Here is a 19,313-nt window from a genome sequence, read left to right on the forward strand (position 1 = left end):
GTAGATGCCATCCACATACGCACATCTAAGATTCGGAAACGATGTCTACGAAAGGCTCGAAGGCAGAGCGAAGGGGATCTGCGACAGGTTCAGAGGTCTCTACTCGATAGGGCTCCACGGACCCGACATCCTGTTCTATTACGATGCCTTGCACAGGAATCCCGTCAACCAGGCAGGATTGGATATCCATGGCAGGCCAGGGAGGGACTTCTTCGGCCCCGTCAAGGAGCTGCTGAAGGAGGACACGGAGCGTGCGACCGCGTACATGTACGGGTTCGCGTGCCATTTCGCCCTCGACAGCGAGGCACACCCGTACATAGAGGAGTACATCCACAGCAAAGGCGTCGCACACACCGCCATAGAGGGGGATTTCGACCGCGAACTCCTGCAGAGGGATGGGAAGAGTCCCAGAAGGACGTACCTTGCAGGCCATATCGAGGCCGATGACGGGGACATCGGGATCATGTCCCGTTTCTTCCCGGGGATAACCGCGGAGCAGATCAGGAGATCGCTGGAGGAGATGAGGGCCTACAACAGGCTTCTCGTCGCGCCCGGGCCGATCAAGAGGATGGCCATAACCCGCATCCTGAAGAGGACCGGGAACTACGAGAGCATGATAGGGCTCGTACTCAAAAACTCCCCGGACCGCAGGTGCCTCGAGAGCAACAGGGAGCTCATGCGCATCTATTCGGACTCGGTGGAACTCGCGGTGAGGCTCATCGGAGACCTGGAGATGTATGTGGACGGGACCCTCCGCGAACTTCCGTCCAGGTTCGACAGGACGTTCTCCGTCGTCCGATGACGCAAGGCTCGTACCCCAGGTCCAGTATCCCCTGGATGATGTCCAGGGTGTCACGGGCGTTCTCCCTGATCCTGTCCTCGGACATCATGCCCTGGGCCCGGGACTCCACGAAGTGCCAGGAATGGTCCGCGAGGACCAGGGGGCCGTCCATGCCTGCGGCCATGTCCATGTAATCGGCCGGGTCGCGCTTGCCCTCGTGCATCGGCCAGAGATATGCCGCGATGGTCCTTCCACCTGGATCCCTCGCCTTTGGGACGGGGTACTCCCTGATGGTCCCGATTGAATACTCCGCCGTGGGACCGCCCACATCCGTGTAGAACGAGGAATCCGCACGTATCCCGACCCTCTCGAACGCCGCGAGGACCCTGCGGTCCGCGGACATGTACGGGGCGCGGGAACATGTGGGGCCGCCCACATTGTCGGACACGGCCTCGAACGAGGCCCTGACGACATCGTCGAGACATCCGTCCGCGAGTTGGGTCAGGTCCTCGTGGTCATACCCGTGGATTCCTATGCGATGGCCTTCTGCACGGGCGCAGTCCAGGACCTCTGCGGTCCTCCCCTCGAAGAACAGCGTCCCGCGGATGCCCGCCTCGTCCAGTATGTCCAGGACTATGCCGAGCCCCCTGTCCGAGGAGGAGAAGCGCGGGGCGGTCCCGGCCCCCCTGTCGAGGGAGCCGGCCGCGGACCCGCCGGGGACCTGGACGTTGACGTCCCGGTCCACGTCCACCGTGAAGTAGAACCTTCTCATTTCCGCACGTTCACGGCGGAGACCCTCTTGATCAGCATGCCCTCGATGTCCACGGGAGGATACTTTATGGCCGTCTCCCTGGCGCGTCTGAGCTTCGCCTCGTTGTCGGCATAGATGGTGAACAGGACCTCTCCCGCCTCGACCCTCTGGCCCTTCTTCTTGTTGATCATGAGTCCGGCGCCCTTGTCGTTGGGCGCCCCGGACGCCTTGGCGATGGCGACGATGTCCTTGTTGTGGATCGTGTGGACGTATCCGGACTTGGATGCGACGATGTCCTCGCTGAACTTCCCGGGCACGAGGTCCGTGGACTTCAGGTCGGGCCTTCCGCCCTGGGCGACCACGATCTCCATGAACTTCCTGTACGCGGCCCCGGACTCCAGGATCTCCTTGGCCTTGGCGGTGCCTCCGGGGATGCCGGCCATGTCGAGGATGATCCCCGCGCAGTCGCAGGCCTTCTCGATGACGCTGGACGGGTGCTTGGAGCCTTCCAGGATGGATATGCACTCCCTCGCCTCCAGGATCGGTCCCACGGCCGACCCGACAGGCTGGTCCGCATACGTGATCGCACATTCGATGTGCATGTCCAGCCTCTCGCCCAGGTCCATGAGGTCACGGGCGTACGACCTGGCGACCTCTATCGTCGGGACCTTGGTCCCGGTCCCCGTCGGGATGTCGACCAGCAGGTAGTTCGCACCGATCGCGACCTTCTTGCTCATTATGGACGCGAGCATCTGGGCCCTCGGGTTTATCCCCAGGGGGTGCTCGATCTTGATCACCAGGTCGTCCACCGGGGCGATGTTCATCCCTCCGCCCCATGCGAACAGCCCTCCCGTCTCCTCCGAGATGCGCTTGACGGAGTCCGCGTCGATCTCCACGTCGCAGAACGTCTCCACGAAGTCCGACGTCCCGCACGCGCTGCTGATGGCACGGGAGGACATCTTGGGGATCATGACCCCCGCCGCCGCGACTATGGAGACGACGATCGGCGTGATCTTGTTGCCCGGTACGCCCCCGAAGCTGTGGAAATCGAACACGGGCTGCCTGTCGAACTTGATTATGTCCCCTGTGTGGGCCATCGCCTTCGTGAAATCGGCGATCTCGTCGATGTCCATCCCGTTTATGTACAGAGCGGTCAGCCATGCGGATATCTCGATCTTGGACAGCTTGTTGTCCAATATATCGACGACCACGGACTCGATCTCCTCGCGGGCCAGCCTCTCGCCGTCCATCTTCCTCCTTATGGAGCGGACGGAGTCGGGCTTGTTGGAGTAGATCACATCGACCTCCTCGCCCTCCCTGGCACCGGCACGCTCCAGCACGGGCGCGGGCATCAGGATTATTCCCTTGTCCACGAGGGTGTCCGACTGCGTGACCAGGGCCACGGTGCTCTTCATCCCCGAGATGGAGACGCGGTCGTTCTCCTTCACGCCGATGGCGGCGCAGTCGTCCTCGTGCATGAGGACGACGAACTCCGAGGCGTCGAGGTCGTAGTACTTGACAGTCAGCTTCATCTGGATCCCCACCTCTCGAGAGCGGCCGCGAGTTCCGCATGCGTCTTGGCGTACTCCTCCGCAGGGATGCCCTTGTATGCGGCCTCGACCGCCTGGCTCATGGCCATTCCACCAGCGCGTATCCCGCCTGGATGTCCGGCGACGCCCCCTCCCGCCTGGATCTGCACGTCCATTCCCGAGCGGGCGATGATGTCGCCGACGATCCCGGGATAGACCCCTCCGGAACAGACCGGCATGACCCTCTTGTAGGGGAGCTCGTCCCCGAGGCAGGCCGCGAGGTTCTTGTCGTCATGGGCGTCAGCGGCCATCTTGCCCACGCCCAGGGTCCCGATGTGCAGCGCGTCCCCTCCGACCATGCGGACGAGCTTGGTCAGCGGGAGCATGTTGATCCCGTGGAACGGGTCCTTCGTGAATGCGCCGTGCATGGTCCTGTGGACGTGTATGGGGACCTTGATCGAAGGGTCCTCCGCCAGCGCCTGGAGGCATCCGAACCCGCACGTGATCACGTCAATCATGATCTCCCTGGCACCCCATCCCTGCACCTTCTCCGCCAGTTCGACGATCCTGTCCGCCCTGGTGCTGACGTTGATGGCGTGCATCATGTAATGGCCCTCCTCCTCGAGACGGTCCAGCGCCTCTGAGACGCGGATGGTCCTGTCCTCGATGGGACAGAACCTCTGGTCCACCAGGGTCTCGTCGTCCTTCGAGTTGGTAAGCCCTCCGGCCCCGGCCTCGTAGACGTACTCCGCGGTCTTCTCCGGGGACAGCCCGATCTTGGGCTTCACGATGGTCCCGACCAGAGGCTCCTCCGGCCTGTGGAGCGCCTTGCGGATCCCGTCGGCCCCGAACTTGGGACCCTTGAACTGCTCGAGGATGCTCTTGGGGAACGTCACGTCCTCCAGCCTGACCGCCTTGAGCGCGCCCAGTCCGAAGAGGTTGCCCGCGATCACACTGAGTATCTGGGGGACGGAGCCCGTCTCGATGCTGAAGTCGGCCGCGGGGAACTCGCATGTCACCATGTCCCCCTCGATGGACGTTATCCTTGCTCCGAGGTCGTCGAATATGGAGTGGTCAAGCGTCGAGATGCCCGTCCATGTCCCGGTGGACTGCTCCGCCGCGATCGCCTCGGCGGCCTTCTCCATCGGGAGGTCCGTGGTGACCCGGTATTTGCACACGACGTTCCTGTCGGGGTCCTCAGGCTCCCCGAGATGCAGATAAGAATAGTTCTCCATTTGATTCACTCCCTGTTGAAGATGCCGTCTCCCAGCTGTTTTACCATCACACCGTAGACCGCCCCGGGGCCCATCATGCCCAGCTCGGTCACTATCGCATCGATGTACGCCGCAGGCGTACTGTCGAAGACGGGATTGAAGATCTTGACGTTGTCGCGGACCTCCCCCGGCCTGACGACCTCCGAGATCTCGCGCTCCTCTATCGTCACCGTGTCGCCGAAGAGCGTCATCGGCGAGAACTTGTAGGTCTCCGCACAGACGTAGAAGTTCACGCGGGCCTCATGGGCGGCGAGTGCCAGATGGGACGTCCCCACCTTGTTGACCAGCGCACCCTGCGATGTTATCGTGTCGGCACCGACGAACACCTTGTCCGTCCTCTTCATGACCGAACGCACCGCGCTGTCTATGATCAGGGTTATGTCGACGCCCGCGTCGGCGAGGTCGTTGACGGTGAGGATGCCCTGCCTCCAGGGACGGGACTCGGTGGCGTACACCTTGATGTCCTTCCCCTGCCTATGGGCCTCTTTTATCACCCCGAGCGCCGCACTGCTGTTGCAGTGGGTCATTATGACATCCCCGTCCTGGATCCTGCGTGCCCCGATCCTGGCGATCTCTTCCACCGCCATCTCTGACCTGGTGCAGAAATCCTTCGCATTGCCCGAGACGAGGGCCCTGGCCTCCTCGAACGATGAGGCGCCGTCCACCCCGCGCATGGTCGCATGCACCCCGTTCCACAGCGACACCGCGGTGGGGCGGGATGCCAGAAGCACGTCGGCCGCCTCGGACAGGTCCCTGACGAAGTCCTCGAGGGATGCCCCTGTGTACGAATCTGCGAAATCCCCCATGGCGGAGGCTCCGGCCCTTGCAATCCTTCCTGCTCCGCGTATCTCCATGCTGCGGATCTTCTGTGCGGTGTCTTCGACGGGTGTCACGCATCCCGTATCTCCGAGCTACCCTATAAGTGAGCGCTCCGAACCGCTGCCGTCGTGCGAAGAATCGCCCGTCGGCCGCCGGGTCCACGTGACGGTCGGAGAGGATGACCTCCGACGCGATCCTGCGTGCCTCCTCCATCCCGCGGGTGAGGTACACGGCCGCGAGGAGCGCCTCGAAGCAGTCCGCCCTCATGCCCTCGCTGATGACATGCCTGCCGGACTGGTCCATGTGGCCGCCTCCCACCCTCAGGGTGTCGTCTATCGCGATCCCGTACGCCAGGACCCTCTCGGAGATCCTGTGGTTGGCGACCCAGTCCTGCTTGACCGCGGTCATGCCCCCTTCCGTCAGGGTCTCATCGCGGAAGGCCTCCTCACATGCCAGGAGCTCCAGGACGGCGTCCCCCAAAAACTCGAGACGCTCGTATGAGTCCACAGGCTGCCCGTCGCCCGCGCTGTCATGGGTCAGAGCGGCGCAGAAGACCTTCAGGTCCTCCGGGGAGACCGACCTCAGGCCGAACGGAGGACGTGCGAGGAACACGCGGACGGACATCTCGAACTGGGACTCCATATGATGGGCGGGATGCATCACACGTATAATGCTGTTACAACGGCCTGTCCCGCACACATCCTGAAAAGCCCCTGCAAATGTATTACTAAGGCGATGGCAATCGCCAAGGCATGGCACAGAAGAAGCGCATAAGGATGAGAGGCGTCAAGCACACATCCAAGAGGCTCGAGGACGACCTGCTCGAGAAATCTAGGGCCCTTGCCGCGAATCCGGGCATCCTGAGGCCCCAATGCGCCGGGAACTGCAGGAAATGCGCGTTCGACAAGCCGTTCAAACAGATCGACGCCCTCCAGAAGATCAGGGACAACCCCGATGCGCTGGTCAAGGAGGCGTCCAAGTTCGGTGGCGACGACATCGTCAAGGCGTACGCGGGGACCATATCCCTGGCGGCGTCAGGGACCGTCCCGCTCCTCGCATCGGGGAAGCTGGGCGGGGAGACGGTGTCCTATGCTGTCCGCGGGACCGTCAATGCTACGAAGATCATCGGCTGCCAGTACTACGACGACCCCAAGAAGAGGCTCCTGCTGTACACCGACCCTGTCAAGAAGAACAAGCTCCACCTGTACTCGTTCGGGGAGGACCTGGTATGCTCCGACATCCCGAACATGCCCGAGGACTACCTCTACGACACGTTCTGGGAGACCCCCTACGAGTTCGCCGATGACGGACTGAGATGCGGTCACGACACGTCCGCCGTCCTGGAGATCCATGTCAAGTCCCTGGACGAGACGATCTCGATATGCGAGAACTGTGCCAAGGACGTTTCCACCCTCATGTACATCGTCTCAAGGCTGGGCGCGGTCGATCCCGCCGACGACATAGAGGTCCGCGTGAGGCACAAGTACCACTCCGCGGGCGAGAGCGATGCCGAAACGATCACAGGGGACAGGCTCAAGGAGTACATGGTCGGGAAGGTCACGGACGCCAACATAATATCCGCCGTCAAGAGGTCCAAGCTCGGAAGCCTGAAGGAGGGTGACTCGTCGGCATACATCATCGGGACCAAGAACTACGGAGGTTCCCTCGATGCCTTCCTCGCGGACATCGACGGGAACGAGAGGGAGAAGGAGACCCTGAGAAGGTTCCTGTCGGAGAACAACAGGGCCGTGGTCCTTAAATCCGGCAAGATCACCGAAGCCCTCGCAGCGTTATGGGACTCCGATTGGAAGACCATAGTCACGATGCACACGGACGCCAAGACCGCGGACATCCTCGGTGATGTCTCCAAGGGGCAGCCCCTGCAGGTCCTCGCGAACGCCCATAACATCTACATATCCGCGGACGTCGTCGCATCCCTCCCGGTGTTCAGGAAACCCGGTCCGATCACGCAGCTCGCGGACTCGTTCGCGAAGGCGGCCAAGGTCGGGGGGGCACCGATGGTGTCCGAGGCGGTCGAGAGGTCGTCCCTGAAGGACAACAGGTCCCGCTCCATCGCCGCCGCATTCCTGATGGCCGCCGGAGGGGATGTTCATATCAAGCTGTCCAAGGAGGAGAAGGAGATCGCGGATTACCTCGTGCCGTTCGCCAAGAGCGTGATAGCCGCCGACGGCAAGAGATATGCGGACTCCATGGGAACGCTTCTCACCGCCTGCGGGGCGAGCGAGAAACTATCCTGATGTCGGCCACGTAATGGGATACCGAGGGTGCGAACGACTTCACCTCGCGTATCCCCAAAACCTCATACTCGCAGAGAGGTCCGAAGAACTCGTCGACCTTCCTCTCCTGCTCCCCGACGTAGAATGTGTCGTGATAGTGGATCGTGCCCCCTTCGCGTATCATCCTGAGCGCGACGGGGATGAACTCCGACGTAGTCTGGACGTATCCCATCAGGATCCGGTCCGCGAAGTTGCTCCCGGGGATCGAACGGTTGTCGCCGAGCATCGGCAGGACCACGTCCCCGACACCGTTGTCCCGTACGTTCCTCACCAGATAGTGATAGGACTCCGGGTTCTTCTCGCAGGCGAACACCCTGCGGGCACCGGAGAACTTCGCCAGTGGAAGCGTGAAGTAGCCGATCCCGGCGAACATGTCGACCACCGTCTCCCCGGCACAGTCCAGACGGCGCATCCTCATCCGCTCGTCGGTGTTGCCGGACGCGAACATCACCTTGGTCACGTCGAACCTGTAGCGGATCCCGTTCTCCAACCTCACCGATTCCGTCTCGGAACCGTGGATAACCCTCATGCTGGGTCTTCTGAACTCGCCGGACACCCCGTGGACGTCCGCGCACACCGTCCTTGCACCCAGGACCTTGGCGTACGCCTCGCCGATCTCATCCAGGTACCGCTCGCAGGATGCATCGAGCTTCAGTATCACGATGTCCCCGACGAACTCCCAGCGGTCCGGCAGCGACCCCTCCAGCTCAGGGATGTGCGACAGTGCGTGGGCTATCCTCTCCTGGGGGCTCCTGCGGTCCAGGGTGTGGGCGTCCCCCTCTCCGACCTCGTATCCCATCGAGCGGACCTCGTCGACGAAATCTGGAAGGATCGGGACGTAGCGGAACTCCCGATCCCTGGATATCTTCGCATGGACGTCCACGCGCCCGAGGTCCATCAGGCGACATATGACCGGACCCGCCTCATCGGCGGGAACCTTGGCTATCGGAACCCTCCTCAGATCAAACACCTCAGCAACGTCCAAAGGCCCTTCGCGGCCACCACCGGATGCCTCATGAGCCTGGAGATCACCTCTGTGGGGCGGTCTATCTCCAGCTCGTTGACTATCGACATGACCCTCTCATCCCTGGCATATCTCCCCGCACGATCCAGGTCCGCATCGTCCATGCCCTGGTACACCTTCCTGAGGCGGTAGCCTCTCAACAGCTCCCGTCCCATCGCGCTGTAGAAGCGCGCCTCGTACTCGGACAGACGCTTCGACGAGAGGTCGTCCTCCCCCAGCGCCGCTCTGGCCACGCCAGCGAGCATGGGCGCCGCGACCATGGACGGGTATATGCCCCCTCCGGAGACCGGCTTCACCTGCGAGGCCGCATCGCCTATGAGCATCACCCTGTCGCCGACCAGCGTGCGGACCCTTCCGATCGGGATCTTCCCGCAGTGCATCCCGGCGACCTTGCCCTCATACCCGAGATCGGATATCAGGCGCTTCAGGTATTGGTGCGGAGGTCCGGCGGACCATTCGGTGCACAGTCCAACGCGCGTGAAATCGCCGCACGGGATCTCCCAGGTGAAGAACCCGGGGGCGTACCTGGAACCGAGATGCATCCTGAACAGGTCCTGATGCTCCATCCTGACGCCGACGTCCGCCTGGATTCCGCGGAGGAACTGCGGCGCACCGTTGTTCCCTATGCACCCGGACACCGCCGAGGTATGGCCGTCCGCTCCGACCAGCAGGCGGAAGCCGTGATCCCCCTTAGATGTCCTGACCGTGACGCCATCCCCGACCGAGAAGGAGTCCACATGCTCGCACATCCGATACTCCGCACCGGCCGCCAGGGCGCGGTCGGCCAGCTTGGAATCGAAGTCCGAACGGTCCACTGAACGGGCCTTCTCCCGTTTGGAGCGGATCGTGAGGGAGGTGCCGTCGGGGAACACCACCTCGGCACCGTAGAATACGGATAACACGTCCGGGGATACCCCGGACAGTTTGATGGCCTCATCCGAGATGAGACCGGCGCACTGCATCGGTCTCCCGATGCAGGCGTGCTCTTCGAACACCGTCACGTCATGATCACGGGCGAGGAGGGCGGCGCATGCGCTTCCCGCGGGGCCGCCCCCCGCTATCGCGATGTCACGCATGATCAGTTCTTCTTGGACTTCTCGTAGTCCGCGACGAACTTGGCGATGCCCTCGTCCGTCTTCGGGTGTCCGATCATCTTCTTGAGCGTGTCGTAGGGGATGGTGGCGATGTCGCATCCGCACAGCGTGGCGTCCAGGACGTGGTTGGGTCCGCGGATCGAGGCTGCGATGACCTCGGTCCCGATGCCGTAGTTGTTGAAGATCGCCATGATCTCCTCCACGAGGTCGGATCCGTACTGCCCGATGTCGTCCAGGCGTCCCACGAACGGGGAGACGAACGCCGCTCCCGCCTTTGCCGCGAGAAGCGCCTGCAGGGGCGAGAAGATCAGGGTGACGTTGACCTTGATGCCCTCGGAGGACAGGATCTTCGTCGCCTTCAGGGTCTCGACGCACATGGGCAGCTTGACGTTGATGTTGGGGTGGATGGAGGCGAGCTCCCTTCCCTCCTTCACCATCTCCTCGGCGGTAGTGGACATGGCCTCGGCCGAGATGGGCCCGTCCACAATCTCCGCGATCTCCCTGACCCTGGTCCTGACGTCGACGCCCTCCTTGGCGATGAGGCTGGGATTGGTGGTGACCCCGTCGAGGATTCCCCAGCTGTTGATCTCCTTGATCATGTCCAGATTTGCGGTGTCTATGAAAATCTTCATTTCCTCACTTCCTTGCGATTGCCTTGCGGGCCGCATCGACTATGTGCTCGGTGGTGAGCCCGTATTTGACCATGAGTTCGTCCGGCTTCCCGGACTCGCCGAAGGTGTCCATCGTGCCGACCCTCTCGAGGGGCACTGGGCAAGATTCCGCGAGGGCCTCGGCCACTGCGGACCCGAGCCCTCCGACGATACTGTGCTCTTCGGCGGTGACACAGCACCCGGTCTTGGATGCCGAACCCGTCAGGGTCTCGGAGTCCAACGGCTTGATGGTGGACATGTTGACCACCTCGGCGGATATGCCGTCCTTGGCGAGGACCTCGGCGGCCTCGATGCAGAACGCGGTCATCTGACCGCATCCGACGAGGGTCACGTCGCATCCCTCCCTGAGGACCTTGGCCTTCCCGATCTGGAACGGCTCGTCCTGGTCCGTTATCACGGGGAAGTCGGCACGGCCCATGCGCATGTATGCGGGACCGTCGTACTCCGCGAGGGCCTTCGTGGCCTGGAACACCTCGTACGCGTCGGCCGGGCAGAGGACCACCATGTTCGGCAGGGTGCGCATTATGGCGATGTCCTCCAACGCCTGATGGGACGCCCCGTCCTCTCCCACGGTTATGCCGCAGTGGGTGGCGCATATCTTCACGTTGAGCCTCGGATATGCGACGGCGAGCCTGATCTGCTCCCAGCACCTGCCGGTCGCGAATATGCCGAATGTGGATGCGAAGACGACCTTGCCGGACGCTGCCAGACCGGACGCGATGCCGATCATGTTCTGTTCCGCTATGCCGACCTCGACGAACCTCTCAGGACATGCCTTCTGGAAGTCGGAGGTCTTCGTCGAACCTGCGAGGTCCGCATCCATGACGACCACGCGCGGGTCGTCCCTGGCGAGCTCCGCCAGTGCCTTTCCGTAGTAGTTGCGCTGTGGGATCCTGTCGGTCATTCCATCCCCTCCTGGAGCTCCCTGACGGCCTGCTCGTGCTCGTCGCGGTTGGCGGCCTTCCCGTGGAAGGACGCGTTGTTCTCCATGAAGGAGACGCCCTTCCCCTTGACCGTGTTCATGATTATGGCCGTGGGCCTCTCGGATGACTCGGAAGCCTTCGAGACCGCCTCCAGGATCATCGGGATGTCGTGACCGTCTATGACGATGACGTTCCATCCGAAGGACTGCCACTTCTCGGGCAACGGGTCCAGTCCGACCGCGTCCTCGGTGTCCCCCGTGATCTGGAGACGGTTCCTGTCCACGATGGCGATGAGCCTGGAGAGTCCGTACTGGCGCGCGAACATCGCGGCCTCCCAGTTCTGGCCCTCCTGCAGCTCCCCGTCCCCTAGGAGACAGAACGTACGGTAATCCTTGCAGTCCATCTTCCCGGCGAGGGCGATGCCGCACGCCATGCTCAGCCCCTGGCCGAGCGACCCGGTGGACATCTCCACCCCGGGGACCTTCCCGCGGACAGGATGGCCCTGGAGCCTCGTCCCGAGCTTGCGCAGGGACAGGAGCTCCTCGCGGGGGAAGTACCCCGACTCCGCGAGCGCGGCGTACAGGATGGGTGCGACGTGCCCCTTGGAGAGCACGAAGCGGTCCCTGTCCTCCCACGCGGGGTTCGAGGGGTCGTGGTTCATCCCGCCCCCGAAGTACAGCGCCGCCATGAGGTCTGCGGACGACAGGGAGCCTCCGGGGTGTCCGGATCCTGCGGCCGAGGTCATGTCGATGACGTCGAGCCTTAGGTGGTTGGCTATGCGCCTGAGTTCGTTCACGTCGGTGACGGTCATGTTCAATCGCTCTCTATCCTGGGTGCGAGGAGGTAATTGACCTTCGCCTTGCCGTCGGCAAGGGCGAAGACGAGCTTCACGGGATAATCGCTGTCCAGCTCGACCCTCACGACGGTCCCGGATGGGATGGCCTTGGTGATGTTCGAGAAGTAGTCCAGAGGGAACATGCTCTGGACCTCCGCGTCCGCATTGATCGAGACGATGGACTCGCCCTCGAGCCTGAGGGACACGGAGTCCGTGTCCCCCTCGCAGGACAGCTCGAAATAGTCGGATCCCGCCCTTAGCGTGATGTGGTCTGATATGGACTCCGCGGCGCGGATCCCTTTCTGCAGCTCGTCCACCATGAGGCTGATGTCGGTGGCCAGAGAGAGCTGCGGTACCTTGGGGTCGTTCATGCTCGCGGTGTCGACCAGGTTCATGCGCCTGGTGATGTTTCCGACCTTGAACACGAGCCTGCCGTGGGTGTCGTCCTGCTCCATCCTGATGATGTCGCCGGAGGATGCGAGCTTCAGGACGCTCTTGACCTTGTCCAGGTCGAGGCCGATCTCGCAGGCCTCCGCCTCATATGACTCGAAGGCATCCTTGCCGATCTCCATCTCGATCATCGCCACGTGAGCGGCGTCCACGGCCTTGAGGGTCATCCCCTCGGGCGTGATCGTGAACTTCACTTCGTCGATCAGGGTGGAGATGATGTTGACGAGACCCTTCAGGGTGTCGGATTTGAGGTCCGCCTTGAACATCCTCAGTACTCCCTCCAGGTGTGGTTGCACTTGCAGCAGCGGTAGATCCTGGTCTCAGGTTCATCCGCGGCCCTGGTCTGTCTGATGACGAAGAAAGCCTCGGTGTGTCCGCACTCGGAGCAGAGGACGCGGGTCTTGGGCAGGGTGGCGGTGTCCTCCTCTATCACCGTGGTGATCTTGTCCTTCGAATCGGTCTTTATGACCTCGGCCTTCTTTCCCAGCTCCTTCTCGGAGCCGCACTTGTCGCAGACGTACTTGCCCCCGCGGGGGAACATCATCGAACCACATGACGGGCAAAACATATTTTCAGCCTCTATGGCACAGGCATCGAATGGCGGTATTAAAGTTGTCCGCCCTTCGCTTATAAGGACGCGTTAGTAAAATGGCCGAAGGGTGTTTGGAAAAGGGTTGGGACGGGGTCGTGCCCCGTCCTTTTCACTTCTTGGACTTCTTCTTGGTGGTCTTGGTCCTGGGCTTGACGACCGCGCAGATCTTCTCGCACTCGTCCTTCCCGTCCGTGACGTCCGCGGCGTTGAACCTGAGGACCTCCCATCCCTCCGCACGAAGCTCTTCGTCGACGGACGTGTCCGCTCCGGGCTCGTCCACGTAGACGGCGACCTTCGCCTTGACGAAGGCGACGGGGATGTTGTGGGGGCCGTAGCCCCTCCTGCACCTGAGGTTCTTGTTCCACGCAGCCCTCCTGACACGGGCCTCGGGGGAGTTGTCCGTGTAGAGATCGTCCTCTCCCTCCTCGGGATCGGAGGATGCCATGGAGTCCTCGGTGACCTTTCCCCAGTCGGGCTCTGGCTCTGCGGGCTTCTCCTCATCGTCCCTGGTCTGGATCTGCTCGGAGATCACGGACTCGTAGGGCTCGTCGGGCACCGACACGGGGGTCGCGACGGGTGCCACGGGGACATCCTCTGCGACCGGCTCCTCGACCTTGGGCTCCTCTGCGGGAGCCTCGGCAGGTTCCTCCACGGGGGCCTTGGGCTCCTCTGCGGGGGTCTCCTCCTTCTTGGGCTCCTCTGCCTTCTCGACCAGCGCATCCTTGCGGGCCTCCTTCGGGGAGACGGAGGAGTCCTTCGACACCAGGCCCCAGTCGGGCTCGGCCGTGTGGAACTCGCTGATCTCCTTCTTGGGCTCGACGGGTGCCGCGATCACGGACTCGTAGGGCTCGTCCGGAACGGTGACCTCGGGGACCTCGGGAACGTCCTCTGCGGGAGCCTCGGCAGGTTCCTCCACGGGGGCCTTGGGCTCCTCTGCGGGGGTCTCCTCCTTCTTGGGCTCCTCTGCCTTCTCGACCAGCGCATCCTTGCGGGCCTCCTTCGGGGAGACGGAGGAGTCCTTCGACACCAGGCCCCAGTCGGGCTCGGCCGTGTGGAACTCGCTGATCTCCTTCTTGGGCTCGACGGGTGCCGCGATCACGGACTCGTAGGGCTCGTCCGGAACGGTGACCTCGGGGACCTCGGGAACGTCCTCTGCGGGAGCCTCGGCAGGTTCCTCCACGGGGGCCTTGGGCTCCTCTGCGGGGGTATCCTCCTTCTTGGGCTCCTCGACCTTCACCACGGGGGTCTCGACCTGCTTTGGCGAATCGGTCTGCTTGGTCACCTCGTTGGCATCCTTGGAGTTCATGAGTTTGCTCATGAAGTCTCCCATCGCCTTGGAGGGGGCCTTCTGCTCCTGCTTGGGCGCAGACTCCTCCCTCTTGGGCTCCTGGGTCTTCTGGATGGCCTCCTGGGTCTTGGGGGTCTTCGGGAGCTCGACGGTCCTGACCTTCTTGGGCTCCTCCTTCATCTCCTCCACGGGGGCCTTGGGCTCCTCTGCGGGGGTATCCTCCTTCTTGGGCTCGACCTTCTTCGCCTTGGGAGTGGCCTTCTTGTTCTGGGCCTGGGGCTTCTCCTTCTTGCTGGAGGTGGCAGCCTCGATGACCTCGCGGGTCTTGGGCGCGGAATCGGTCTTCACGAAGAGTGCGATCCAGGTGCCGATGGCGAGCCACGCGGCGAACGCCACGAGGAGTCCGAGGACGAACGTGCCGTCGTATCCCTTGATGAGACACATGACGCCCATGACGAGGTCGACGGCCGCAAGGATGGCGGAGACATACATGGCCCCGTAGATGCGACTGACCCAGAGGGCCAGCATGTCCGCGACCAGCGCGAGACCGGCCACGATGCCTGCAGCTGCAATCACAGTGGGAGCGCTGCTGCCGGAGAACGCGGTTGCTATGAAAAGGACGCCGGTGATGGCGACAAGTATGCTCGAGATCTTCCTGACGAAGCTCTCGCCATTTATGATGGTGGGTGCGGAATAGACGATAGCCAGTATTCCTGCGACAGTCAAAATGTACAATGCGGTGGAATTGTCATCGGCGGTCAGCTCTGCGTCGCTGATGAAGAGCATGACGGCCGACACGACGAACAGCAGCGCGGCTACGATAGCCACACCGCTGAATATTCTTTTGTCGAGCGCTCCCATGAGTCAGGGAACGTAAGCTTTCCATTTAATGGTGTTGGCACTTCCGAAATGACACAATAGCCAGCCTCCGAAGCACTGGCTACCCCGAAAGGCCTCAGAAATGCAGTTCAGACAATTTATTGTCGTATGACCATCTGTCTCTGCCACGGTTTTAAAGCTCACGTTAAAATAATAGCGCGTGTTATTCCCTTCTTATCCTTATAATACGGGACGTGAGGTCCTGTGTCACATCACGGTCGACGGGGGCGTGCCCCCTTCACATATCGGCCTTCCCGACCAGGGAAGGCAGCACGAAAAGGAGCCTAAGCAATGAAAATGAAATTCAAGTTTCTGGGCGGCGCTGACATGGTCGGCCGCATGGGAATGACCATGGAAGGGGACGGGATGAGGATACTCGTCGAGTATGGACTCAGCCCCACCAAACCTCCTGAGTTCCCCCTGCCTGCACCCAAGATCGATCACCTGTTCCTCACCCACTGCCACCTGGACCACTGCGGGATGGTCCCCCAGGTCGTCGGGAGGGACAGATGCGAGGTGTTCACCACCCCCCTCTCCGCCGAGGTCGCGGAGCTGATGATGAAGGACACCCTCAAGATCGCGAAGGCCGAGGACTACGTCCAGCCGTACTCCGGTGACGACATCGAGAGGACCATGCAGTGCGTGGTCCCCATGACCTACGGCGACGAGATCACCATCAACCACGTGGACGTCGGGATGCTCGATGCGGGACATGTCCCCGGAGCGGCGATGTTCGAATTCAGCCGCGACGTCAACACGATCTACTCCGGAGACATCCACACGGAGGCCCAGAGGCTGGTCAAGGGCGCCAAGCCCAAGGACTGCCACAACCTCTTCATCGAGGGGACGTACTGCGACCGCAACCACCCTCCTAGGAAGAACACCGAGAGGGATTTCCTCGCGAAGGTGGAGGAGGTCATCGACCGCGGAGGCACCGTGCTCGTCCCCTGTTTCGCGGTCGGAAGGACCCAGGAGATCATGATGCTCCTGAAGGACCTGGACTACGAGATGTGGGTCGACGGCATGGGAAGGTCCGTCACCCGCCTGTTCCTCGACTACCCCGAGTACCTCAGGGACGAGAGGCAGCTCAGGAGCGCCAGGAAGAAGTTCAACGAGGTCAGGAGACCCGGCAGCAGAGAGGCGGCCATGAAGGGCCAGATCATCGTGACCACCGGCGGCATGCTCGACGGAGGCCCCGTGATCAGGTACCTCAACAAGATAAAGAACGACCCCAAGAGCGCGATCCTCCTCGTGGGATACCAGGCAGAGGACACCAACGGCAGGATGCTCATGGACCAGGGCTGCGTCACCATCGACGGCGAGGTCTGCAAGGTCGCATGCGAGCTCCAGAAGTACGACTTCTCCGCCCACGCCGACCACGACCAGATCCTCGACTTCATCAAGGCCTGCGACCCCGACAACGTCATCTTCATGCACTCGGACGGCAGGGAGAAGTTCCTCCCCGACCTGACGGACTACAACGTCATCCTCCCGATGACCGGCGAGGAGTTCGAGCTGGACGTGTGACCATGAGGGCCGACGGATTCCTGAAGGCCGACATCGGGCGCGGTGACATCACCACCGAGCTGACCGTCCCGGACACCGACGGCTCCGCGTACATCACGTGCGAGCAGGACACGGTGATCGCCGGGATCTCGGTCATAGACGACCTGTTGGACTCCGTCGGCATATCCATGACCGCCCTGGTGAAGGACGGCGACCGCGCGAGGGCGGGGACGAGGGTGGCCTCGATATCCGGGCCCCTCCCCGCGATAATCTCCTCCGAACGCACCGTGCTGAACATACTCATGAGGATGAGCGGCATAGCCACGCTCACCGCGGAGGCGATCGAGAGGGTCGGCGGGAGGATCACGGTGGCCGCCACCAGGAAGACGACCCCGGGGTTCGGGGACTTCGAGAAGGAGGCCGTGAGGATAGCCGGCGGCGACACCCACCGCATGGCGCTGGACTCCATGATAATGATCAAGGACAACCACATCAAGGCCTGCGGAGGGGTCCGTCCGGCAATGGAGAAGGTCAGGAAGGCCTCGTTCTCCGTGAAGGTGGAGATCGAGGTCGAGAACATGGAAGATGCGGTCCTGGCGGCGGAGATGGGCGCGGACATAATCATGGCCGACAACTGCGGACCGCAGCTCACGGGGGAGATCCGGGACGCCGTCAAGAGGATAAACGACAGGACCCTCGTCGAGGCATCCGGCGGAGTCACGGTGGACACCATCGCGGACTACGTCGGAAAGGCGGACATCGTATCCCTGGGAAGCCTCACGCATTCTGCGAAGGCGTCCATGTTCAGCATGGACGTGAACTGACCCGCCTGAGAGAGCGGCAACAACACGTGACCGGCAGTCCGAGGAGGGATCGATGGTCAGACAAAGACCATCGTCTGATTCAAAGTTCCTTTCCTATTCTTGACTATATGTACGATTTGGTAAACTGACAGGTGTCCAAGCCATCACTGAGGATCTTTCTTCGCAGCATAAACCCTGCGAACATCGTCTGCTGGGACCGATATTCCTGCCTACCACTATGCTCCAATATAGCACCCCTCTGTGCGAACGTTTCTAGATCAGCAATAGCTTCGGGCGTGCCTATGACCAGATCCTCAAAGAATGACTCTGTTGCCATCATCTTCACCTTCGAAAGAGAAGCCGCACAACCGTTGATAAGGATTCCATGAAGTGCTATCAGACATGATACCTTGAACCATTATTGGATTTATCGACACCTATTGTTAAATTGAAGTTCTGATGGATCATGGTATTGCATCGCAGTCAAACTGTACTCCCCGTCCAATAGTCGGATCCTGCATCGCATCCCTGTCAGAGAAAACAAAGTTCAGCTCGATATCAAGATCCCCTGTGTAAGCAGGATATGGTGCTAATGTTCTGACTCTCCCGAGATTATTGACTTTGGTACATCGTTACAATCCATATTATTGCTATAGGACCCTAACTCTAAAATCAGATAAACGGGATTTCGGACTCATGGCATTGAACATGGAGGACTACACCTGCGAGTTCTGCGGCAAGCCCTGCAAGAACATCGTCTACGCCGCATTCGTATGCGACGACATCGAGTGCCTCGAAAAGGCCCGTGTCGCACGCGGAGGCCCCGGAGGCCACATGACCAGAAAGGCCGCAGGACAGCCCATCATCCCCGTCGAGCTCGAAGAGACCGCGAAAGAGCTCAACAAGGAATGAAACACTGATCGTGCCGATATGAGGCTGTATATCGGCACGACTCGTAAACCAATCAGACATCTTTGATTTCGTAAAAGTCATTCAGATTGGCACTCGATTGTAATCTTCTCGAAGACAGGACGATCACCGTATCCGAAGTTGGAGGATGGTCCGCAATCATACAGAGATCCCCAACCATACGGATTGAATCGATAATCTATAAACAATCATAACTCCATATAACATTTTATAATGACTATGAACTGTATATATGAAGGTCTTTATAACCATCATTCGTTTATGTATGATATTATAGGACAATTCACTGTACCCAGCATAGCCGACAGCGGACCGTCGGAACAGTTAAGTCGGAATTTTATTATCGACTATCATGAAGGGCGACCTCCACACACTGAAGAAGGTATGCTTCTACGCCTCCAAGGTCATGCTCGTGGGCGAGATCGTACTCGCTGCCATGATACTCGTGAGCGTGGCGTTCGGGATCGGGTCGTTCCTCTCAGACAGCGTCCAGGATCAGCTGAACGTATGGACCGAGACGATCACCGGCGACCCTGCGATGACCGCCCCGCTGTTCATCCAGCTCATGGTCCTCCTGGTGCTCGGATTCCTGACCGTCGCGATCGTAAGAAGGTTGATGAACTCGATCCAGAAGGAGCACAGCCCCTTCGTGGACTCCAACGTCCAGCTCCTGAAGGCCATGTCCTGGTGCTACCTCGCAGGAGCCGTCGTCATGCCCGCCATACAGATCGTCTCAGGAGGGGAGATCTCAGCGGTCCTGTTCCTTTTCTTCGGATCGCTGCTGATAAGCGTCGTGATGTACTGCCTCGCACTGGTGTTCCGCTACGGTGCGATCCTTCAGACGGATGCGGACCATACGCTGTGAGG

General features: G+C 61.3%; 18 protein-coding genes and 1 pseudogene. 6 read left to right on the forward strand and 13 right to left on the reverse strand.

The genetic code is table 11. The annotated features are described in order from the left end of the window. The first annotated feature begins 4 nt into the window (after nt 1-4). A complete protein-coding gene (locus tag V5D86_RS04045; protein WP_414595421.1) occupies nt 5-802 on the forward strand; it encodes a hypothetical protein in 798 nt (265 codons plus the stop codon). Here the strand turns inward: V5D86_RS04045 and V5D86_RS04050 are convergent. The 5 genes and pseudogenes from V5D86_RS04050 to V5D86_RS04070 all read right to left on the reverse strand — a co-directional run. Further along, nucleotides 717-1,553 carry a polysaccharide deacetylase family protein gene (locus V5D86_RS04050; RefSeq protein ID WP_414595422.1) on the reverse strand — a complete coding sequence of 279 codons (837 nt, stop codon included), beginning with the start codon at nt 1,551-1,553 and terminating at the stop codon, nt 717-719. The genes V5D86_RS04045 and V5D86_RS04050 overlap by 86 nt on opposite strands. Then, nucleotides 1,550-3,064: an AMP phosphorylase gene (locus tag V5D86_RS04055; protein WP_414595423.1), complete on the reverse strand. Its 1,515-nt coding sequence runs from the start codon at nt 3,062-3,064 to the stop codon at nt 1,550-1,552. Before V5D86_RS04055 ends, V5D86_RS04050 begins: the two co-directional genes overlap by 4 nt. Continuing rightward, nucleotides 3,061-4,296: a RuBisCO large subunit C-terminal-like domain-containing protein gene (locus V5D86_RS04060; protein ID WP_414595424.1), complete on the reverse strand. Its 1,236-nt coding sequence runs from the start codon at nt 4,294-4,296 to the stop codon at nt 3,061-3,063. Before V5D86_RS04060 ends, V5D86_RS04055 begins: the two co-directional genes overlap by 4 nt. A 5-nt stretch (nt 4,297-4,301) precedes the next feature. Next, nucleotides 4,302-5,228 carry a ribose 1,5-bisphosphate isomerase gene (locus V5D86_RS04065; protein ID WP_414595425.1) on the reverse strand — a complete coding sequence of 309 codons (927 nt, stop codon included), beginning with the start codon at nt 5,226-5,228 and terminating at the stop codon, nt 4,302-4,304. A 157-nt stretch (nt 5,229-5,385) separates the two neighbouring features. Beyond that, nucleotides 5,386-5,814, reverse strand: a pseudogene (locus V5D86_RS04070) (ribonuclease III domain-containing protein); the annotation flags it as partial. Nucleotides 5,815-5,906: 92 nt separating this feature from the next. On the opposite strand from V5D86_RS04070, the gene V5D86_RS04075 reads away from it, so the two are divergent. After that, entirely contained in the window at nt 5,907-7,412 is a 1,506-nt protein-coding gene (locus tag V5D86_RS04075; protein WP_414595426.1) for a hypothetical protein, read from the forward strand. Here the strand turns inward: V5D86_RS04075 and V5D86_RS04080 are convergent. The 8 genes from V5D86_RS04080 to V5D86_RS04115 all read right to left on the reverse strand — a co-directional run bounded on the left by V5D86_RS04080 (nt 7,378) and on the right by V5D86_RS04115 (nt 15,189). Beyond that, nucleotides 7,378-8,421 (reverse strand): class I SAM-dependent methyltransferase, encoded by a 1,044-nt coding sequence (locus tag V5D86_RS04080; RefSeq protein WP_414595427.1) that lies wholly within the window; start codon nt 8,419-8,421, stop codon nt 7,378-7,380. The genes V5D86_RS04075 and V5D86_RS04080 overlap by 35 nt on opposite strands. Continuing rightward, complete coding sequence (locus V5D86_RS04085) at nt 8,409-9,551, reverse strand: geranylgeranyl reductase family protein (RefSeq protein WP_414595428.1); 1,143 nt, start codon at nt 9,549-9,551, stop codon at nt 8,409-8,411. Before V5D86_RS04085 ends, V5D86_RS04080 begins: the two co-directional genes overlap by 13 nt. Nucleotides 9,552-9,553: 2 nt before the next feature. Beyond that, nucleotides 9,554-10,201 (reverse strand): fructose-6-phosphate aldolase, encoded by a 648-nt coding sequence (gene fsa / locus V5D86_RS04090; protein WP_414595429.1) that lies wholly within the window; start codon nt 10,199-10,201, stop codon nt 9,554-9,556. Nucleotides 10,202-10,205: 4 nt separating this feature from the next. Beyond that, on the reverse strand, nt 10,206-11,144 hold the full coding sequence (locus V5D86_RS04095; protein WP_414595430.1) for a transketolase family protein: 939 nt from the start codon (nt 11,142-11,144) through the stop codon (nt 10,206-10,208). Then, nucleotides 11,141-11,974: a transketolase gene (locus V5D86_RS04100; RefSeq protein WP_414595431.1), complete on the reverse strand. Its 834-nt coding sequence runs from the start codon at nt 11,972-11,974 to the stop codon at nt 11,141-11,143. Before V5D86_RS04100 ends, V5D86_RS04095 begins: the two co-directional genes overlap by 4 nt. 2 nt (nt 11,975-11,976) lie before the next feature. After that, a complete protein-coding gene (gene pcn / locus V5D86_RS04105) occupies nt 11,977-12,714 on the reverse strand; it encodes a proliferating cell nuclear antigen (pcna) (protein WP_414595432.1) in 738 nt (245 codons plus the stop codon). 2 nt (nt 12,715-12,716) lie between these two features. Next, complete coding sequence (locus V5D86_RS04110) at nt 12,717-13,016, reverse strand: transcription factor S (RefSeq protein ID WP_414595433.1); 300 nt, start codon at nt 13,014-13,016, stop codon at nt 12,717-12,719. Between the two features lie 133 nt (nt 13,017-13,149). Further along, a complete protein-coding gene (locus V5D86_RS04115; RefSeq protein WP_414595434.1) occupies nt 13,150-15,189 on the reverse strand; it encodes a hypothetical protein in 2,040 nt (679 codons plus the stop codon). Between the two features lie 315 nt (nt 15,190-15,504). Between V5D86_RS04115 and V5D86_RS04120 the strand changes: the two genes are divergently transcribed. The 4 genes from V5D86_RS04120 to V5D86_RS04135 all read left to right on the forward strand — a co-directional run bounded on the left by V5D86_RS04120 (nt 15,505) and on the right by V5D86_RS04135 (nt 19,311). Continuing rightward, nucleotides 15,505-16,734 carry an MBL fold metallo-hydrolase gene (locus V5D86_RS04120; RefSeq protein ID WP_414595435.1) on the forward strand — a complete coding sequence of 410 codons (1,230 nt, stop codon included), beginning with the start codon at nt 15,505-15,507 and terminating at the stop codon, nt 16,732-16,734. Nucleotides 16,735-16,736: 2 nt separating this feature from the next. Then, entirely contained in the window at nt 16,737-17,537 is an 801-nt protein-coding gene (gene nadC / locus V5D86_RS04125) for a carboxylating nicotinate-nucleotide diphosphorylase (protein WP_414595436.1), read from the forward strand. A gap of 675 nt (nt 17,538-18,212) precedes the next feature. Next, nucleotides 18,213-18,428 (forward strand): hypothetical protein, encoded by a 216-nt coding sequence (locus V5D86_RS04130; RefSeq protein WP_414595437.1) that lies wholly within the window; start codon nt 18,213-18,215, stop codon nt 18,426-18,428. A gap of 370 nt (nt 18,429-18,798) precedes the next feature. Beyond that, nucleotides 18,799-19,311, forward strand: a complete 513-nt coding sequence (locus tag V5D86_RS04135; protein WP_414595438.1) for a DUF2975 domain-containing protein — start codon at nt 18,799-18,801, stop codon at nt 19,309-19,311. Nucleotides 19,312-19,313: the final 2 nt, after the last annotated feature.

The organism is Candidatus Methanoprimaticola sp. MG2 (assembly GCF_047501175.1).
Lineage (GTDB): Archaea > Thermoplasmatota > Thermoplasmata > Methanomassiliicoccales > Methanomethylophilaceae > Methanoprimaticola.